Below are 15,751 nucleotides of genomic sequence, written 5' to 3'. Positions count from 1 at the left end.
AATGCCCCCGCCACCCCCCTGTGCCGCCCCAGACCGATCAAAGGCGCTCAAAAATCGCCGCAATCCCCTGCCCGCCGCCGATGCACATCGTCACCAGCGCGTAGCGGCCACCGCTGCGCTGCAGCTCGTACAGCGCCTTGACGGTGATGATGGCGCCGGTGGCCCCGATCGGGTGCCCGAGCGAGATGCCCGAGCCGTTGGGGTTGACCTTGGCCGGGTCCAGGCCCAACTCCTGCGTCACGGCGCAGGCTTGGGCGGCGAAGGCTTCGTTGGCTTCGATCACGTCCAGGTCGGCAATCGTCAGGCCGGTGCGCTCGAGCAGCTTGCGTGTGGCCGAAATCGGGCCCACACCCATGATTTTGGGCTCGAGTCCGGTGTGCGCGTAGCCCACCAGCCGCGCCATCGGGGCCAGGCCGCGCGCGCGCGCCGTGCCGGCTTCCATCAGCAGCACGGCCGCAGCGGCGTCGTTGATGCCCGAGGCGTTGCCCGCCGTGACGCTGCCGTTTTCCTTGACGAACACCGGCTTGAGCTTGGCCAAGTCGGCCAGCGTGCAGCCGGGGCGGAAGTGCTCGTCGGTGTCGAAGGCGACCTCGCCCTTGCGGCTTTTGAGCAGCACCGGCACGATCTGCGATTTGAAGCGGCCCTCGGCGCTGGCGCGCTCGGCGCGGTTGTGGCTCTCGACGGCGAGGGCGTCCTGCATGGCGCGGCTGATGCCAAACTGCGCCGCCACGTTTTCGGCCGTCACGCCCATGTGGATTTTGTGGAAGGGGTCGTGCAGCGCGCCCACCATCATGTCCACCAGCGTGGCGTCGCCCATGCGCGCACCAAAGCGCGACACCAGGCTCAGGTAGGGCGCGCGGCTCATGTTCTCGGCCCCGGCGCCGATGGCCACGTCGCAATCGCCGAGCAAGATCGCTTGGCTGGCGCTGACGATGGCCTGCAGACCCGAGCCGCACAGGCGGTTCACGTTCATGGCCACGGTGGTGTCCGGGCAGCCGCCGTCGAGCGCGGCCACGCGCGACAGGTACAGATCGCGCGGCTCGGTGTTGACGACGTGACCAAACACCACCTGGCCCACGTCGGCGCCGGGCACGGCAGCGCGCGCCAGCACCTCGCGCACCACCAGGGCGCCGAGTTCGGTGGTGGGGGTGTCTTTGAGGCTGCCGCCAAAGGTGCCAATGGCGGTGCGCGCAGCGCTGACGACGACGACTTCTCGGTGGCTCATGGGCTCGGTCTCCTGGGGGGTGGTGTGCGTTTGGGGTTGCATGGCTCGGGCCGCTGCGGCGCCCAAGGGCGGATCTTAAAGCCTGCCGCGCTCAATCGCCCTGAAAGCCGCCCGAGCGGCACGTCAGCACCAGCGTGTCGCGCCAGCCCAGTTCACCCGGCAGCAGCGGCTGGATCGGGGTCGATTCGTGGATCACGCGCTCGTCGTCGAGCAGCAGCACCGACCAAGGCTCGGTCAGGGTGAAGCGCTGGCCATGCGGGCCGTCGGCCTCGAACACCCGGCTCTCGCCGCCCTTGATGCCCTGGCGCCCGAGCAGATAGACGGCCACCAGCTCCATGCCGTCGCGGTGCGCGCCCTCGGGTGTGGGGCGACCGATGCCGTCGGTGGTGTCGATGCGAAACTGGTGCGCCTCCAGGTACCACGGCTGCGCGCCCTTGAGCGCCGAAGCCGCCGCCGCGGTCTGCTGCAGCAGGCGCTGCCAGGCGGGGTGGGCCACGACCTCGGGCTCGATCGGCTCGAACCAGCGCTGCATGCCGCCGTGCAGGGCGTTGTACTGCAGCGGCTGCCAGTGCACCCGGTGCGGCACCTGGCGCACCTGCGCGCCCTCGACCACGAAGCAACTGTGGCGCCGTTTGCGGTAGCGTCCGCCGTCGCGCAGATAGCGGTCGGGGCAGAGCCGCTCCCAGCTCGGCTGCAAGGCCGCCAGCGCCTGTGCCTCGAGCCCAAGCCAGCGCCGCACCGCAGCCGCATCGAGCAGGGCAAAGCCCTGGCGCGCCAGGGTGGCGTCGAGCTGCTCCAACGGCACGGTGGGGGGTGTAAAAACGGCGTTCATGGCAGAGGTGGCAACGGCAGGGGGCCGGGTGTGGGTGGCCCAAGTGTAAGCTTCGGCGTGCTCAGGTGCTGCGCCACAGCAGCCACAGCAGCAGCATCCCCGCGGCTGCATTGGCCAGCGCCAGCAGGGTAAACACCAGCAGCAGCCAGCCAGCGGGCGGCGACAGGTGCAGGTACCAGGCCATGCTGCTGGACAGGCCGTTGAACAGCAGCATGAGCCAGAACAGCCCATTGTGCGGCTGCCAGATTGCGCGCAAGCGCTGCCACACCGTGCGGTCCGGCTGGCCGGTAGCGGAAGCTGCGCGCTTTTCCATGCGCCTATTGTGCCCGCTGTGCAGCGGCTGCTGTTCCGGCCTAGAATGGGGGCCATGCGCCGCGTCTTGCTCCTCGTGCTGGTTGTGCTGCTGCCCCTGCGTTTGTGGGCCGCAGATGCCATGCTGTTGGGCAACGCTCTAGGCACCACCCCCCTGGCGGCGCACGCGGCCTGCCACGGCGCTCCCAGTGCCCCCTTGGCCGACGCCAGGGTCGCACCCGGCGCTTCAGGCCAGCCTGAGGTGGCGGCACCGCACCTGTGGCACGCCCCTTCGAGCGCAGCCAGCGCTGCCGAGCACGCGGGCTGCCCCTTGTGCGGGCTGTGCCACCAGGCCTTGGGCTGGGTGGCCGCGCCGCTGGCGCTCGCAGCCGCCGCGCTGCCGCCTGCGCCGCGCTTGCTTGCTGCACCCTGGCCCGACAGCGCCTGGCCGCCGATCTTCAAACCGCCTCGGGCCTGACCCCCACAAAGCTCAGTTGCGTTCGCGCAGCGCCGCATGGTGCGCCGATGGGTGCGCCGCATGGTGCGCTGCTACGCGGCACGCCGTCTTGGCCGTTTGTGTTTGGAGGTCACCCCCATCATGTTCCCTTGTTTTTCCCCGGGGCCAGCGCTGACGCGCCGCCCCTTGCCCTTCGTGCTGGCCGTCGCCTTGCTGGCGAGCAGCGGTTTCGCTTCCGTCTGGGCTGAGCCGGCTGCTGGCGCCAGCGACGACTGGCGCGCTGCGAACCAAATCGTGGGCCAGTTCCCGCGCGGCCACGCCGACATCGTGCGCTGGGAAGCGCAGCAGCCACCGGCTGCAAGCGCAGCCGACCCCGCCGTGGCTGCCGGCGCCAGACCCTGGTTGCTGGCCGACGCGCTGCGCGCCGCGCAACGCAGCCGCCCCGAGCTGCTGCTGCGCCCCGGCCTGAACGCGCTCGAGCGCGCCGAGCTGGAACGCAAGCAGGCCGAGCTCAAGCTGCAAGTCGAGCGCGCCTGGATCCAGGCGCTTTCTGCCCGCCGCGTCGCCGCCGTGGTCGAGGCCGAGCTTGGCGCAGCCCAAGTCGGCGCCGAACTCGCTGCGCGCATGGTGCGCGTCGGCAACTGGCCCGCGCAGCAAGGGCTGCAACAGCAACTGCTGGCGCAGCAAGCGCAGGCGCAGCAGCGCGCCGCACGGCACCAGGCGCGCGCCGCCGAGTGGGAGCTGTGGCGGCTCGCCGGGGCCGGCCTGAGCCTGCAGCAGCTCATCGCGCACCTGCCGCCAGACGCTACTGCGCCGACCGCCATGCCGGACCCGACCCGCCTCGATATCGCCGCGCTCGAAACCCAGGCCTTGCAGGCGCACCCGCGCTGGCGCGCGCTTGAACTACAGGCGCAACAGGCCGAGCGCGCACTCAATGCGGCTTCGCAGCGGCAACTGGCAGCCACGCTCGACGCCGTCTTCACGCCCGCGCCGGGCGAGGCCGGGGCCGCGCTGCCCGGCCTGGCGCCGCAGCAACGCTGGCCGCACGCCTGGGACGACGCGGCGCGCGCACGCGCGCAGGCCGACGCCTTGCAGCGCCAGATCCGTGCCGACTTGCACACCGCGCTCAGCGCCTGGCAAACCGCCGCCACCCTGGCCGACGCAGCACGCCAGCAGCATCAGCTCCTGATGGCGTTGCAGGACGAAACCCAGCAGCGCTACAACGGCATGCTCAAAAGCACCTTCGACCTGCTGGCGAGCGCGCGCGCCCGTCTGCAGGGCGAGCAAGCTGCTTTGCTGGCGCAACGCGACGTCGAACTGGCGCAGGCCGAGTTGCGCGCCGTACTCGCCGGCCTGCCGTACAGCGGCAGCGCCCCTGGCGGCGCGCCGGTCGCCGCTGGCGCCGCTGCGCCGCACTGACCGCGCACTGCCGCGCCTGCAAGCACGCCCTGCACACATACCTTCAAGGACATCCCCCATGCAACGCCGCCACTTCTTCCACCAAGCCCTGGCCGCCGGGGCGCTCACCGCCACTGGCGTCGCCGTCGGCCGCCACGCCCTCGCTGCCCTGCCCGAGCCGGTGCAGGCCAGCAGCGCCGCCACCGCCGCGCCCTGGACGCCGCCGGGCGTCACCGCCGCCGGCCGGCCGTACCGCCCGGTCGTCACGCTCAACGGCTGGACGCTGCCGTTCCGACTGCGCGACGGCGTCAAGGAGTTCCACCTCGTCGCCGAGCCGGTGGTGCGCGAGATCGCCCCCGGCTTCGAGGCCAACCTGTGGGGCTACAACGGCCAGAGCCCGGGCCCGACGATCGAAGTCGTCGAAGGCGACCGCGTGCGCATCTACGTCACCAACCGCCTGCCCGAGCCGACCAGCATCCACTGGCACGGCCAGCGCCTGCCGGCCGGCATGGACGGCGTGTCCGGCATCAACCAGCCCTCGATCCCACCCGGGCAAACCTGGATCTACGAGTTCCAGGCGCGCCGCCCCGGCACCTTCATGTACCACCCGCACGCCGACGAGATGGTGCAGCTCGCCATGGGCATGATGGGCCTGTGGGTCACGCACCCGCGGCTCGACGCGCGCGGGCACCACCCGCAGATCGATACCGTGCAGCGCGACTACGCCTTCCTGATCAACGCCTTCGACATCAAGCCCGGCGCGCGCACGCCGACCGTGGCGACGATGCTCGACTTCAACACCTGGGCCTGGAACAGCCGCGTCTTCCCCGGCATCGACACCCTGGTCGCGCGGCTGGGCGACCGTGTGCGCATCCGCATCGGCAACCTGACGATGGTCAACCACCCGATCCACGTCCACGGCGTCGAGTTCGAGGTCACCGGCACCGACGGCGGCCCGGTGCCGCCGAGCGCGCGCTGGCCCGAAGTCACGGTCGACATCGCCGTCGGCCAGATGCGCCAGATCGAGTTCATCGCCGACGAACCGGGCGACTGGGCCGTGCACTGCCACAAGAGCCACCACACCATGGGGCCGATGGGCCACGATGTGCCGACGCTGATCGGCGTCGACCACCGCGGCCTGGTCGGGCGCATCCAGCGCGTCGCGCCCGACTACATGGTCATGGGCGAGCGCGGCATGTACGACATGAAGGACATGCCGATGGAGCTGCCGCCCAACACGCTGCCGATGATGACCGGCCGCGGCCCGTTCGGGCCGATCGGCATGGGCGGCATGCTGACCCAGCTCAAGGTGCGCGCCGACCTCGCGCCCGACGACTACCGCGACCCTGGCGCCTACGCACACCCGCCGGGCACGGTCGCTTTCCAGCACAGCGGCGCCGTGCCCGAACTGGTGCGTGCGCCGGCGCAGGCGGCCGGGCGCGGCGCGGCAGCGGCGCCCGCCAGCGCCCCACCCGCTGTGCCCGCTCCAGCGCAAGGACCCGCAACACCGGGCCAGCACCGCCATTGACCCATCCCAACCCCACCCAAGGAACCGCCATGACCCGCTTCCAACCCCTTGTCGCCGCCGCCCTCGCCCTGCAACTGCTCGTTGCACCCGCGCTCGCGCTCGCCCACGCCCAACCCGAAGGTTCCTACCCCGCGCCAGACGCGGTGCTCGACCAGCGCCCGGCGCGCGTCGCGGTCTGGTGGGACCACCCGATGCGGCTGACCCTGTTCGAGCTGCGCGGCCCGGCGGGCGTGGTTGCGCTCAACCCGCGCCCTGGGGCCACGCCGGTGCAGCGCTTCGAGGCCACGCCCGCCGCGCCTTTGCCACCCGGGCGCTACACCCTACGCTGGCGCGGCCTTGCGCCCGACGGGCACGTGATGTCCGACGAGTTCCACTTCACCGTGCGCTGAGCACAGGCCCTGCCATGCTCGCCACTGCGGCTGCGCTGGAACCCTGGACCCTGCTGCTGGTGCTGGCCAGCGCCGGCCTGTACGCGTGCACGCTGGTCGCCGTCGGCGCCAGCCTGTTCCGTCTGGCCCTGCTGGACCAGCCCGCGCTCGACAGCGGCAGCGGCAGCCGCCGCACCATCACCGGCGCCGCCTGGCTGGCGCTGGCGCTGGCGCTGCTGCAAGCGCCGCTGCAAGCCGGCTTTCTGGCCGGTGGCACGCTGGCTGGCGCCGTCGATCCGGCGCTGCTGGCTGCCGTGCTGGGCAGCGCTCAGGGCACGCGCCTGGCCTTGCTGCTGGCTGGGCTGCTGCTGCTCTGGTATGGCGCAAGCGCCAAGCCACGCCACCTGCGCTTGGGCCAAGGCAGCAGCCTGCTGGGCGCGGCGCTGGTCGTGGCCGCCTACACCCAGGTCGGGCACACGGTCGGCACCGAGCCGCGTTGGCTGCTGGCCGCGCTGCTTGCGCTGCACCTGAGCGCGGTCGCGTTCTGGGTTGGCGCGCTGCCGCCACTCTACCGCCTGGTCGGCCTGCCGCACGTGCGCGCCCTGACCGCGCGCACGCTGGTGCGCTTTGGCCACGTGGCCTCTGGCGTCGTGGCCGCCCTCGTCGGCGCGGCTGCGGCGCTGGCCTGGCTGCTCATGGATGGCTGGCCAGGCTGGCCGCCAGGCCCCTACGCGCAGGCCATAGCCATTAAACTGGCCTTGTTGTCGTTGCTGCTGGCTTGCGCCGCCTGCAACCGCTGGTGGCTGGTACCGGCCTTCGAGCGCGCCGAACCCGGTGCCGCCATGCGCCTGCGCGCCAGCATCGCACTCGAAGGCCTGCTGGTGCTCTGCATCCTGCTCGTCACCGCCTTGCTGACCAGCACCACCCCACCGCGTTGATCGCCCCACCACTGGAGAAACCCCATGCTCAGACGCCACCTCCTCCAAACCGCCTGCCTCGGCGCGGGCCTTGCCAGCTTGGGCGCACACCAGGCGCTGGCCCAAGTGCGGCGCGCGCCCCTGGTCGAAGTCTGGAAAGACCCCCAATGCGGCTGCTGCGACGACTGGATCACCTACCTGGAGCGCAACGGCTTTGCCGTGCGCGCCTTCAACACCGGCAACATCGCCGCGCGCCAGCGCCTGGGGCTGCCCGAGCGCTACGGCTCTTGCCACACGGCGCGCGTGGACGGCTACGTGATCGAAGGCCATGTGCCAGCGCCCGACATTCGGCGCTTGCTGCAAGAGCGCCCGCAGGCCTTGGGCATCAGCGTGCCCGGCATGCCGATCGGCAGCCCGGGCATGGACGGCCCGCTCTACCAGGGCCGACAAGACCCGTTCCACGTGCTGCTGATCGGGCGCGACGGCAGCTCCACCATTTGGGCCTCGTACCACCAGCCCGCTGCGGCCAGCGCCGCCAGCCCGCGTAACGGCCACGCCGCCGTCAGCAGCGGCGACAGCGGCAGCGACAGCGCCGGACGCCCCTGGGTCGAAGCCGAAGTGCGGCGCCTGATCCCGGAGCGGCAAAGCGTGAGCCTGCGCCACGGCCCCATCCCCAACCTCGACATGACGGGCATGACCATGGTCTTCAAGCTGCACGACCCGGCGCTGTTGGCGCAACTGCGCCCCGGCCAGCGCATCCGCTTCAGCGCCGACCGGGTGCAAGGCGAGTTCACCCTCATGGAGCTGGCCGCGCAGCCTTGATGCGGCGATAATGCGCGGGAACTCAGCCCAGCGCCCATCGGTCAACGCCACTATGAACGCCTTCATCGACGCCCACCTGATCGCCGCCGACGGCGCCCTGCGCACCCTGTTTGCCCCGCACCGCGCCGCCCGCCCATGCCCGCGCCCGCCCACCGACGTGGCCGTGGCGGCCTTGAGCGAAGCCGAAAAGCGCCACGCCGGTGCGCTCATGCGCGTCAACCACGTCGGTGAGATCTGCGCCCAGGCGCTCTACACCTCGCAGGCGCTGGCGGCGCGGCTGGGGCCGGGCAGCGCGGCCGAAAAGGAAAAGCTGGCGCACCACCTCGAGGCTGCCGGGCAGGACGAAACCGACCACCTGGCCTGGTGCAAGCAGCGCCTGGACGAGCTCGGTGACCGGCCCTCGCTGCTCAACCCGCTCTGGTTCGCCGGCGCCTTCGGGCTGGGCCTGCTGGCCGGGCGCTTCGGCAAGGGCGTGAGCCTGGGCTTTGTGGTCGAGACTGAGCGCCAGGTCGAGGCCCACCTCGACAGCCACCTCGGCCGCCTGCCGGCGCACGACCACGCCTCGCGCGCCATCGTCGAGCAGATGAAGGCCGACGAAGTGCGCCACGCCAACGAGGCCAAACGCGACGGCGGCGTCGACCTGCCACCACCGGTGCAGGGCCTGATGCGGCTGGCGGCCAAGGTCATGACCACGGTCGCGCACCGGGTCTGAAGCGGGCGCGTCTGGCGTCCGGCTTAATCTTCGAGCAGCTCGAAGCTGGTCGTGATGGCGGCGGTCTTGCCCAGCATCACGCTGGCCGAGCAGTACTTCTCGTGGCTCAGTTCGATCGCGCGCTGCAGCGCCGCCTCGGGGATGCCGCGCCCGCGCACGGTGAAGTGCATGTGGATGCGGGTAAAGACCTTGGGGTCGGTCTGGGCGCGCTCGCTGCTGAGCTTGACGCTGCAGCCACGCACGTCGTGGCGGCCGCGCCTGAGGATCAGCACCACATCGTAGGCGCTGCAGCCGCCGGTGCCGGCCAGCAGCGCCTCCATGGGCCGCGGGGCCAGGTTGGCGCCGCCGTGTTCGGGCCGTGCCGGGTCGGGCGCGCCGTCCATGTGCAGCACGTGGCCGCTGCCGGTCTCGGCCACAAAACCCATGGATGAGCGGGTGCCGGCGGCGCCGGTCCAGGTGACGGTGCATTCCATTTCGATCATTACCCCAAAAACAACAGACGCTTACAAAAAAGATGTTGCATTGCAGCAAATCCGGGTTTACACTAGCGCCATTGTATGCAGGAGTTGGCTCGGCCAGCGCCTGCAGCGTCCGCAGCCCCCGTGCTGCGCCATCGGTTGTCTCCTCTGCCCTTCAACGGGTGGTTCAAGCCCGGTCATCGCGACCGGGCTTTTTTTTGGCCGCGCCTGGGTGGCTGCCTCCATGCATTTCGGGCCGCCGCAGCGCTTTCCCCTATGATGCCGGGCTGCCCTGCCACATCAGCAACTGGCCTGCCGCCCTGCCCTGGATTTACGCTTTTGCCCCTATGCCCGCACTGCAACCTGCCCCGCCCGCCGCCGTGTCTGCTGCCCCTCTGGCGGCTGCCCCTGCTGGCGCCGCCCCGGCCGCCACCGCCGCCACCGATCTCAGCCCCGCCGACTACCTCAAGCTCATCCTCACGGCGCGCGTCTATGACGTGGCCATCGAATCGCCGCTGGAGCCGGCGCGGCAGTTGAGCCGGCGCCTGCACAACAAGGTGCTGCTCAAGCGCGAAGACCAGCAACCGGTGTTCAGCTTCAAGCTGCGCGGGGCCTACAACAAGCTCGCGCATCTGAGTGCGCAGCAGTTGCAGCGCGGCGTCATCTGCGCCTCGGCTGGCAACCACGCGCAAGGCGTGGCGCTGGGGGCGCACAAGCTGGGGGCGCGCGCCTACATCGTCATGCCGGTGACCACGCCGCAGCTCAAGGTGGACGCCGTGCGCGCCCTCGGCGGCGAAGTGTTGCTGCACGGCGACAGCTACTCCGACGCCTACGAGCACGCGCTGGCGCTGCAGGCCGCGCACGGCTACACCTTCGTGCATCCGTTCGACGACCCGCTCGTCATCGCCGGCCAGGGCACGGTGGCGATGGAGCTGCTGCGCCAGTTGCAAAGCCTGGGCAGCCAGCGCCTGGACGCGGTGTTCGTGGCCGTGGGCGGCGGCGGCCTGATCAGCGGCGTGGCCAACTACCTCAAGGCGCTGCGCCCCGAGGTCAAGGTCATCGGCGTGCAAATGAACGACTCCAACGCCATGCTGCGCTCGGTGGCGGCGGGGCACAACGTGACTTTAAGCGAAGTCGGGCTGTTTTCGGACGGCACCGCCGTCAAGCGCGTGGGCGACGAGACGCTGCGCATCAGCCGCGCGCTGGTCGATGCGTTCGTCGAAGTCGATACCGATGCCGTCTGCGCCGCCATCAAGGACGTGTTCGTGGATACGCGCAGCATCGTCGAGCCGGCCGGCGCGCTGGCGGTGGCGGCAATCGAGCAGTACGTGGCCACGCACAAAACCCGCGGCGAGACCTACGCCGCCATTCTGTGCGGCGCCAACATGAACTTCGACCGGCTGCGCTTCGTGGCCGAACGCGCCGAGGTGGGCGAGCAGCGCGAGGGCCTGTTTGCCGTCACCCTGCCCGAGGAGCGCGGCAGCTTCAAGCGCTTTCTCGAGGCCATTGGCAACCTACCGGGGGGGCCGCGCAACGTGACCGAGTTCAGCTACCGCATCAGCGACGCGCAGCAAGCGCACGTGTTCCTGGGCCTGAGCACGCAGGGCCGCGGCGAGAGCAGCAAGATCGCCGCCAACTTCGCGCGCCACGGCTTTGCCGCGCTCGACCTCACACACGACGACCTGGCGCAAGAGCACATCCGGCACATGGTCGGCGGCCATTCGCCGCTGGCGCACGACGAGCGCCTGCTGCGCTTCGTCTTCCCCGAGCGCCCCGGCGCGCTGCTGAAGTTTCTGAGCCTGATGCGCCCGGGCTGGAACATCAGCCTGTTCCACTACCGCAACCAGGGCGCCGACTATGGCCGCATCCTGGTCGGGTTGCAGGTGCCAGCGGCCGAAGAGTCCGAGTTCCAGACCTTTCTGACCACGCTCGGCTACCCCTGTGTGGACGAAACCGCCAACCCGGTGTATCGGTTGTTCCTGCGGCGCTGAGGGCCACGCAGCGGCGGCCCAGCAAACGCAAAAACCGCCAGAATGGCGGTTTTTGCTGGCGACCGAGGCTGAAACTTACTTCAGCTTGACCTCTTTGTACTGCACGTGCTTGCGCGCCTTGGGGTCGAACTTGGAGATGGCCATTTTTTCTGGCATCGTCTTCTTGTTCTTGGTCGTGGTGTAGAAATGCCCGGTTCCAGCCGTGGATTCGAGCTTGATTTTATCGCGTCCGCCTTTGCTTGCCATGGTGCTGCTCCTTTAAGCGATCAGGCTTGACCACGGGCGCGCAGATCGGCGAGCACCGCTTCGATACCGTTTTTGTCGATCAGGCGCAGCGCGGCGCCCGAAATGCGCAGGCGCACCCAGCGCTTTTCGCTCTCGACCCAGAAGCGGCGCGACTGCAGATTGGGCAGAAAACGGCGCTTGGTTTTGTTGTTGGCGTGGGACACATTGTTCCCCACCATGGGCTTCTTGCCCGTGACTTCACATACCCGTGCCATGGGGGCACTCCTATCAAATGAAAACAGCCCGAAGGCCGCACCTCGCTCGCGTCCTGTGTTGCGCCGCCTGCCTTGGGTGCCCTGCAAGCCATGCCTGCAGACCACTTCAAGGACGGCTCCGGCTCGCGAGCGGTCGAGGGGGGTTGACCAAGGGCCTTGCATGGGTGACGCCCTGATGGGCTCGATGCAAGCGTGGCGCGGCTTCAACGCGCCACCCGGCTTGGACAGCCCATGATTCTAAACCATCGCGCGGGTTCGTGGCAACTTTTGTGCGTGGCAAATTTTCTTCCCAGCTGCAATCCCCCGGTTCACGCCGCTGCCACGGTACAGACGGCCGTCTGTTGTGCCGCACGGATGCGCTGCATGGCGCGTTCGAGCGCGCTGCGGCTGGTGCTCTCGACGTACAGACAGGGCTTACCGGTGCGCTTGCAGTGCTCTTTTACGCGCCAGTAAGCGTTGTGACTGATGCAGCCCACTTGGCAGATGACCCAGTCGGCGGCCGCCAGGGTGGCTTGCAACTGGCTCAGGTGGTGTTCGTCCCCGCCGTCGTGGTGCAGCAGTTGCGCGCCGTGCGCCTCCACCACCTCGCGGAAAGCGGGCAATTGTGCCGTGCGGCCGCCCACGCACGCGACCTTGGTGCCCAGGGTCGAGCAGCCTGTCAAGGTGGCGCAGTCACTGGCGCAGCCCGAATCCGGCACCGATGGTGCCGCCTGCGCTTGCGACGCTGGAGCGGCCTGCTGCGCTTGGGCGGGCGCCTTGCTGCCAGCCGGTACCGTCACTGGGGCCAAGCAGGGCTGACCCGACCCCTGATGACTGGTCGCGCATGGCCGCAGCGCCGCGCGCAAGGCCCGGTTGGCCTGCTGGCATTGTTGGCGCAAATCGGCGTTTTCCAGCCGCAGCGCCTCCAGGGTCTGGGCATCGGGGCGTTCGGCCTGCAACTGCTGGTAGCGTGCGTCCAGCCGCTCCTGTTCGGCCTCGGCTTGCAGCAGGCTGTGACGCAGCCGCTGCAGCTCGGTTTGCAGCTCGTGCTGGCGCTGCTGCGCCTCCTGCTGTTGGCGCTGCGCGCGCTCTCGGTGTTCGGCCAGTTCGGCGCGCAGTTGCGCCAGTTGGCTGCGCTGCTGCTGCCACTGCTGCTGCTCGACTCGCGTGACCATGCCCACCTGGTGCTGCATCATATGCACATCACCCAGCAGCTCATGCTCCAGCGTGAGCAGGCAGGCCGGGTGCGTGAGCGCGGCCCACATCACACCGCCCCATGCCGGCTCCGCCCGTGCCTGCCGCCAGTGCTGGCGCAGCTCGTCGGCGCTGCGCAAATCGGCCACTTGGCGCAACTCGAGGGCGAACTGCGCATCGAGCCACTTTTGCAGGCGCTCGGCCAAGGGCGTGCGGCGGCGACACTCCGAAACCCCGATCTGGTGCAGCTCGTAGTCACCGCGTCCGTGTACGTCGATGCCGCACTTGCGCATCAGCGCACGCTGCTCACACATCGGCAGACAGACCCCAAGCACCGGGCAGGCGGCGCTGGCGCTCAGCTCCCACATGGAGCGGCGGCGCTTGGCGGCCTTGCTGGCGCCGTCGATCGACGGCGCCTCGAACACCAGCGGCCGCAGACCGTCGGCGCCCGATTCGGACGGCCACACCGCCGTGGCTTTACGTGCCAGACACATCGACGTCTCCCAAGGCTTGCACCCGCTCGCAGTCCCCGCCCTTGCGCTGGCACTGGCCATCGGCGCCCAGCCAATGGTGGGCATGGCCGACGCAAGCCGTTTGGCACAGCACCTCGTCGGATGCGCGCCAGGCATCGGGGGCCAGGTCAGGGGCCACCGCCGAGGCCGGGGTGGCGGCGGCCTGGGCCAACGCGGGCCCGCGAAAGGCCAAGCGCACGACCGAGGTTCGGTCCCCGCCAGGCTGCACCCCCGGCCACCTACGCCACGAGCGGTGGCTGCGCAGCGGAATCGCCCACCATTGGGCCGTGCGCTCCAAAACGGCCTGGGCCCGGTGGCGCAACAGATCGGCCTCCAGCGCCTCGATGCGTGCGGCCATCTGGCGCACGGTTGCGCTCATTCTTTGCTGCACGCGGGCGTGGTGGCGCAGCCACACCATCTGTTCGTCCAAGGGCATCGCATTGGCGGCCGCGCCGGGCACGCAGTCAAAGGCGGTGTTCATTGCAAGCCCGCCGTCAGCGCTTGGCCGCTCCAACCTGGGGCGCACGGGGGGCACACCAGCGCTGGCCGGGCGGGCACCTTGGGCAACGCTTGCCAGTGGGCATGCAAGCGCCAGACCATGGCGCGCATGGAGGCGCTCAGGCTGGGCTGCTCGGTGAGTGCCAGCAACAAGGCGCCGATTTTGTGCGCCAAGGCGGCGCGCTGGCGCTCGCAAGCGCTCTGGGCGTGGCCGGTCATGAGCGCCAAGGCAGCCGCCAGCATGGCTTCTGAGGCGGGCAACAGGTAGGTATCGGCTTCGGGCCAGTCGGGTTCACGTTCCATGGCTGCTCCTGGGGTTGGGTGCGATGGACGTATGGTAAATGCGAATCGTTCCTATTGGTTGCCCGTGTGATTGATTTTATATTGTCATAGGCAGAAATCGATAGTTTTTGTAAGCATGGACACCCCCTGCGCACCCGGCGCGCGGTGTTTGCACGCGGCTGCAACGGGCACCCTGAAGCGCCCGCACCGGCCCGCAGCCAGCCCGCTTCAACGCCGCCAATAGTGGCGCGTGAACAACACCAGCACCGTGAGCAGCTCCAGCCGCCCGAGCAGCATGGCAAAGCTCAACACCCCGAGCTGAAAGCCGCTGAGCCAGCCATAGTTGTGCGCCGGCCCGACCAGTCCCAGCCCAGGACCGATGTTGTTGAGCGTGGCCACCACGGCTGCAAAGGCGGTCACGATGTCGAGCCCGGTGAGCAGCAGCACGAAGCTCAGCCCCAGCGTGGCGGCGCCGTAGATCAGCATGTACCCGAGCACCGTGGTGAGCGTGGCCGCGGCGATGCGCTGCCCGCCGAGCGTGATCGGATTGACCACGCGCGGGTGCACGATGCGCACCAGCTCGCGCCGCGCCTGCTTGATCAGCAGCACCATGCGCACCATCTTGATCCCGCCACCGGTGGAGCCGGCGCACGAGACGAAGCAACCGAGAAACATCAAATAGACGCCGATGAACACCGGCCACTGCCCGTAATCGGCAGCGGAATAGCCGGTGGTGGTGGCCAGCGACAGCACGTGAAAGGCGCTGCTGCGCAGGGCGGTCCAGAAATCGGCTTCGACCTGGTGCGCCGTGAGCAGGGCCGTGACCAGCAGCACCGAGCCGGCCAGCACCAAAAAGTAGCTGCGGATCTCGTGGTCGTTGGCGATCGGGCCCAGCGTGAGCGTGCGCAGCACCAGAAAGTAGCGCAAGAAACTGATGCCAGCCAGCGTCATGAAGACAATCGCCACCAGCTCCACCGCCGCCGAATCCCAGTGCCCGAGGCTCGCGTCCTGCGAGGAAAAGCCACCCAGGCTCATGGTGCTGCACATGTGGATGAAGGCGTCGGACCAGCTCATGCCGGCCCAGCGGTAGGCCAGCAGACAGGCCAGCGAAAAACCGAAATACACCAGCCACAGGCCGCGCGCGGTCTCGGCGATGCGCGGCGTGAACTTGGTGTCCTTCATCGGGCCGGGGGTTTCGGCCTTGTAGAGCTGCATGCCACCCAAACCCAGCAGCGGCAACACCGCCACCACCAGCAGCATGATCCCAAGGCCGCCGATGTACTGCAAAAAGGCGCGCCAGACGTTGACCGAAACCGGCAAGTCGCCCAAGCCGCTCAGGGCGGTGGCGCCGGTGGCGGTGAGCGCGCTCATGGCCTCGAAATAGGCGTGGTTCCAGCTGATGTCGGGCACCAGCCAGTACAAGGGAATGGCGGCGTAGGCGGTGAGCACCAGCCAGACCAGCACCACCAGCAAGAAACCGTCGCGCGGCAGCAGCTCACGGTACTGGTTGCGCGTGAGCCACAGCAGCAGCAGACCGGAGCCGAAGGTCAGCCCAAAAGCCACACCCCAGATGGCGCGCAGGTAGTTCAGATCCAGCGCCCAGCCCCAGGTCAAGGGCACCAGAAAGGCGAAGGCGAAGGCCATCATGATGCGCGCCAGCAGCGCCAGCACGGGCCCAAAAATCGACCACAGGGCAGACAAGCCGTTCATTTGCGCCAAAAAACCCTTGTAAACAAAAACAGAAAAGCCCGCACGACCCAGCCCGGCACCGAGGCGACACGCAGCAG

At 69.4% G+C, this 15,751-nt stretch carries 18 protein-coding genes; 8 read left to right on the top strand and 10 right to left on the bottom strand.

All coding sequences use genetic code 11. The features are described from left to right. Window positions 1-37: 37 nt before the first annotated feature. From bktB to AAAZ40_RS03950, 3 genes are all read right to left on the bottom strand, one after another. Window positions 38-1,225 (bottom strand): beta-ketothiolase BktB, encoded by a 1,188-nt coding sequence (bktB, locus tag AAAZ40_RS03960; protein WP_476661276.1) that lies wholly within the window; start codon window positions 1,223-1,225, stop codon window positions 38-40. Window positions 1,226-1,316: 91 nt separating this feature from the next. Beyond that, window positions 1,317-2,057, bottom strand: coding sequence for a 2OG-Fe dioxygenase family protein (locus AAAZ40_RS03955; RefSeq protein ID WP_476661275.1), 741 nt, complete (start codon window positions 2,055-2,057; stop codon window positions 1,317-1,319). A gap of 61 nt (window positions 2,058-2,118) precedes the next feature. Next, entirely contained in the window at window positions 2,119-2,370 is a 252-nt protein-coding gene (locus tag AAAZ40_RS03950) for a hypothetical protein (RefSeq protein WP_476661274.1), read from the bottom strand. Window positions 2,371-2,424: 54 nt separating this feature from the next. Between AAAZ40_RS03950 and AAAZ40_RS03945 the strand changes: the two genes are divergently transcribed. The 7 genes from AAAZ40_RS03945 (at window position 2,425) to coq7 (ending at window position 8,550) form a co-directional block, all read left to right on the top strand. Then, a complete protein-coding gene (locus AAAZ40_RS03945) occupies window positions 2,425-2,826 on the top strand; it encodes a hypothetical protein (protein ID WP_476661273.1) in 402 nt (133 codons plus the stop codon). A gap of 120 nt (window positions 2,827-2,946) precedes the next feature. Continuing rightward, window positions 2,947-4,224 (top strand): TolC family protein, encoded by a 1,278-nt coding sequence (locus AAAZ40_RS03940; protein WP_476661272.1) that lies wholly within the window; start codon window positions 2,947-2,949, stop codon window positions 4,222-4,224. Window positions 4,225-4,282: 58 nt separating this feature from the next. After that, window positions 4,283-5,731 carry a multicopper oxidase family protein gene (locus AAAZ40_RS03935; RefSeq protein ID WP_476661271.1) on the top strand — a complete coding sequence of 483 codons (1,449 nt, stop codon included), beginning with the start codon at window positions 4,283-4,285 and terminating at the stop codon, window positions 5,729-5,731. A 29-nt stretch (window positions 5,732-5,760) separates the two neighbouring features. After that, entirely contained in the window at window positions 5,761-6,120 is a 360-nt protein-coding gene (locus AAAZ40_RS03930; RefSeq protein ID WP_476661270.1) for a copper resistance CopC family protein, read from the top strand. Window positions 6,121-6,134: 14 nt separating this feature from the next. Continuing rightward, window positions 6,135-7,037 carry a CopD family protein gene (locus AAAZ40_RS03925; protein ID WP_476661269.1) on the top strand — a complete coding sequence of 301 codons (903 nt, stop codon included), beginning with the start codon at window positions 6,135-6,137 and terminating at the stop codon, window positions 7,035-7,037. Between the two features lie 24 nt (window positions 7,038-7,061). Then, the gene (locus tag AAAZ40_RS03920) at window positions 7,062-7,838 is read left to right on the top strand and encodes a DUF411 domain-containing protein (protein WP_476661268.1); all 777 of its coding nucleotides are present in this window, start codon (window positions 7,062-7,064) and stop codon (window positions 7,836-7,838) included. 52 nt (window positions 7,839-7,890) lie between these two features. Next, on the top strand, window positions 7,891-8,550 hold the full coding sequence (gene coq7, locus AAAZ40_RS03915; RefSeq protein WP_476661267.1) for a 2-polyprenyl-3-methyl-6-methoxy-1,4-benzoquinone monooxygenase: 660 nt from the start codon (window positions 7,891-7,893) through the stop codon (window positions 8,548-8,550). Between the two features lie 23 nt (window positions 8,551-8,573). On the opposite strand, the gene AAAZ40_RS03910 is transcribed toward coq7, so the two are convergent. Further along, window positions 8,574-9,023, bottom strand: coding sequence for an OsmC family protein (locus tag AAAZ40_RS03910; RefSeq protein ID WP_476661677.1), 450 nt, complete (start codon window positions 9,021-9,023; stop codon window positions 8,574-8,576). A 332-nt stretch (window positions 9,024-9,355) separates the two neighbouring features. Here AAAZ40_RS03910 and ilvA point away from each other — a divergent pair, with 332 nt between their 5' ends. Continuing rightward, window positions 9,356-10,999, top strand: a complete 1,644-nt coding sequence (ilvA, locus tag AAAZ40_RS03905) for a threonine ammonia-lyase, biosynthetic (protein ID WP_476661266.1) — start codon at window positions 9,356-9,358, stop codon at window positions 10,997-10,999. A gap of 75 nt (window positions 11,000-11,074) precedes the next feature. On the opposite strand, the gene rpmG is transcribed toward ilvA, so the two are convergent. The 6 genes from rpmG to AAAZ40_RS03875 all read right to left on the bottom strand — a co-directional run bounded on the left by rpmG (window position 11,075) and on the right by AAAZ40_RS03875 (window position 15,674). Beyond that, a complete protein-coding gene (gene rpmG, locus AAAZ40_RS03900) occupies window positions 11,075-11,245 on the bottom strand; it encodes a 50S ribosomal protein L33 (RefSeq protein WP_476661265.1) in 171 nt (56 codons plus the stop codon). A 20-nt stretch (window positions 11,246-11,265) separates the two neighbouring features. Beyond that, window positions 11,266-11,499: a 50S ribosomal protein L28 gene (gene rpmB, locus AAAZ40_RS03895; protein WP_034111793.1), complete on the bottom strand. Its 234-nt coding sequence runs from the start codon at window positions 11,497-11,499 to the stop codon at window positions 11,266-11,268. A 308-nt stretch (window positions 11,500-11,807) separates the two neighbouring features. Beyond that, a complete protein-coding gene (locus AAAZ40_RS03890; RefSeq protein ID WP_476661264.1) occupies window positions 11,808-13,166 on the bottom strand; it encodes a DUF2325 domain-containing protein in 1,359 nt (452 codons plus the stop codon). Beyond that, window positions 13,150-13,665, bottom strand: a complete 516-nt coding sequence (locus AAAZ40_RS03885) for a hypothetical protein (RefSeq protein ID WP_476661263.1) — start codon at window positions 13,663-13,665, stop codon at window positions 13,150-13,152. Before AAAZ40_RS03885 ends, AAAZ40_RS03890 begins: the two co-directional genes overlap by 17 nt. Then, complete coding sequence (locus tag AAAZ40_RS03880) at window positions 13,662-13,985, bottom strand: hypothetical protein (RefSeq protein ID WP_476661262.1); 324 nt, start codon at window positions 13,983-13,985, stop codon at window positions 13,662-13,664. Before AAAZ40_RS03880 ends, AAAZ40_RS03885 begins: the two co-directional genes overlap by 4 nt. A gap of 207 nt (window positions 13,986-14,192) precedes the next feature. Then, window positions 14,193-15,674, bottom strand: coding sequence for a TrkH family potassium uptake protein (locus tag AAAZ40_RS03875; RefSeq protein ID WP_476661261.1), 1,482 nt, complete (start codon window positions 15,672-15,674; stop codon window positions 14,193-14,195). Between the last annotated feature and the right edge of the window lie 77 nt (window positions 15,675-15,751).

It is taken from the genome of Serpentinimonas sp. SMBJO2 (assembly GCF_056341105.1).
This window is presented reverse-complemented; position numbering and strand designations above follow the sequence as displayed.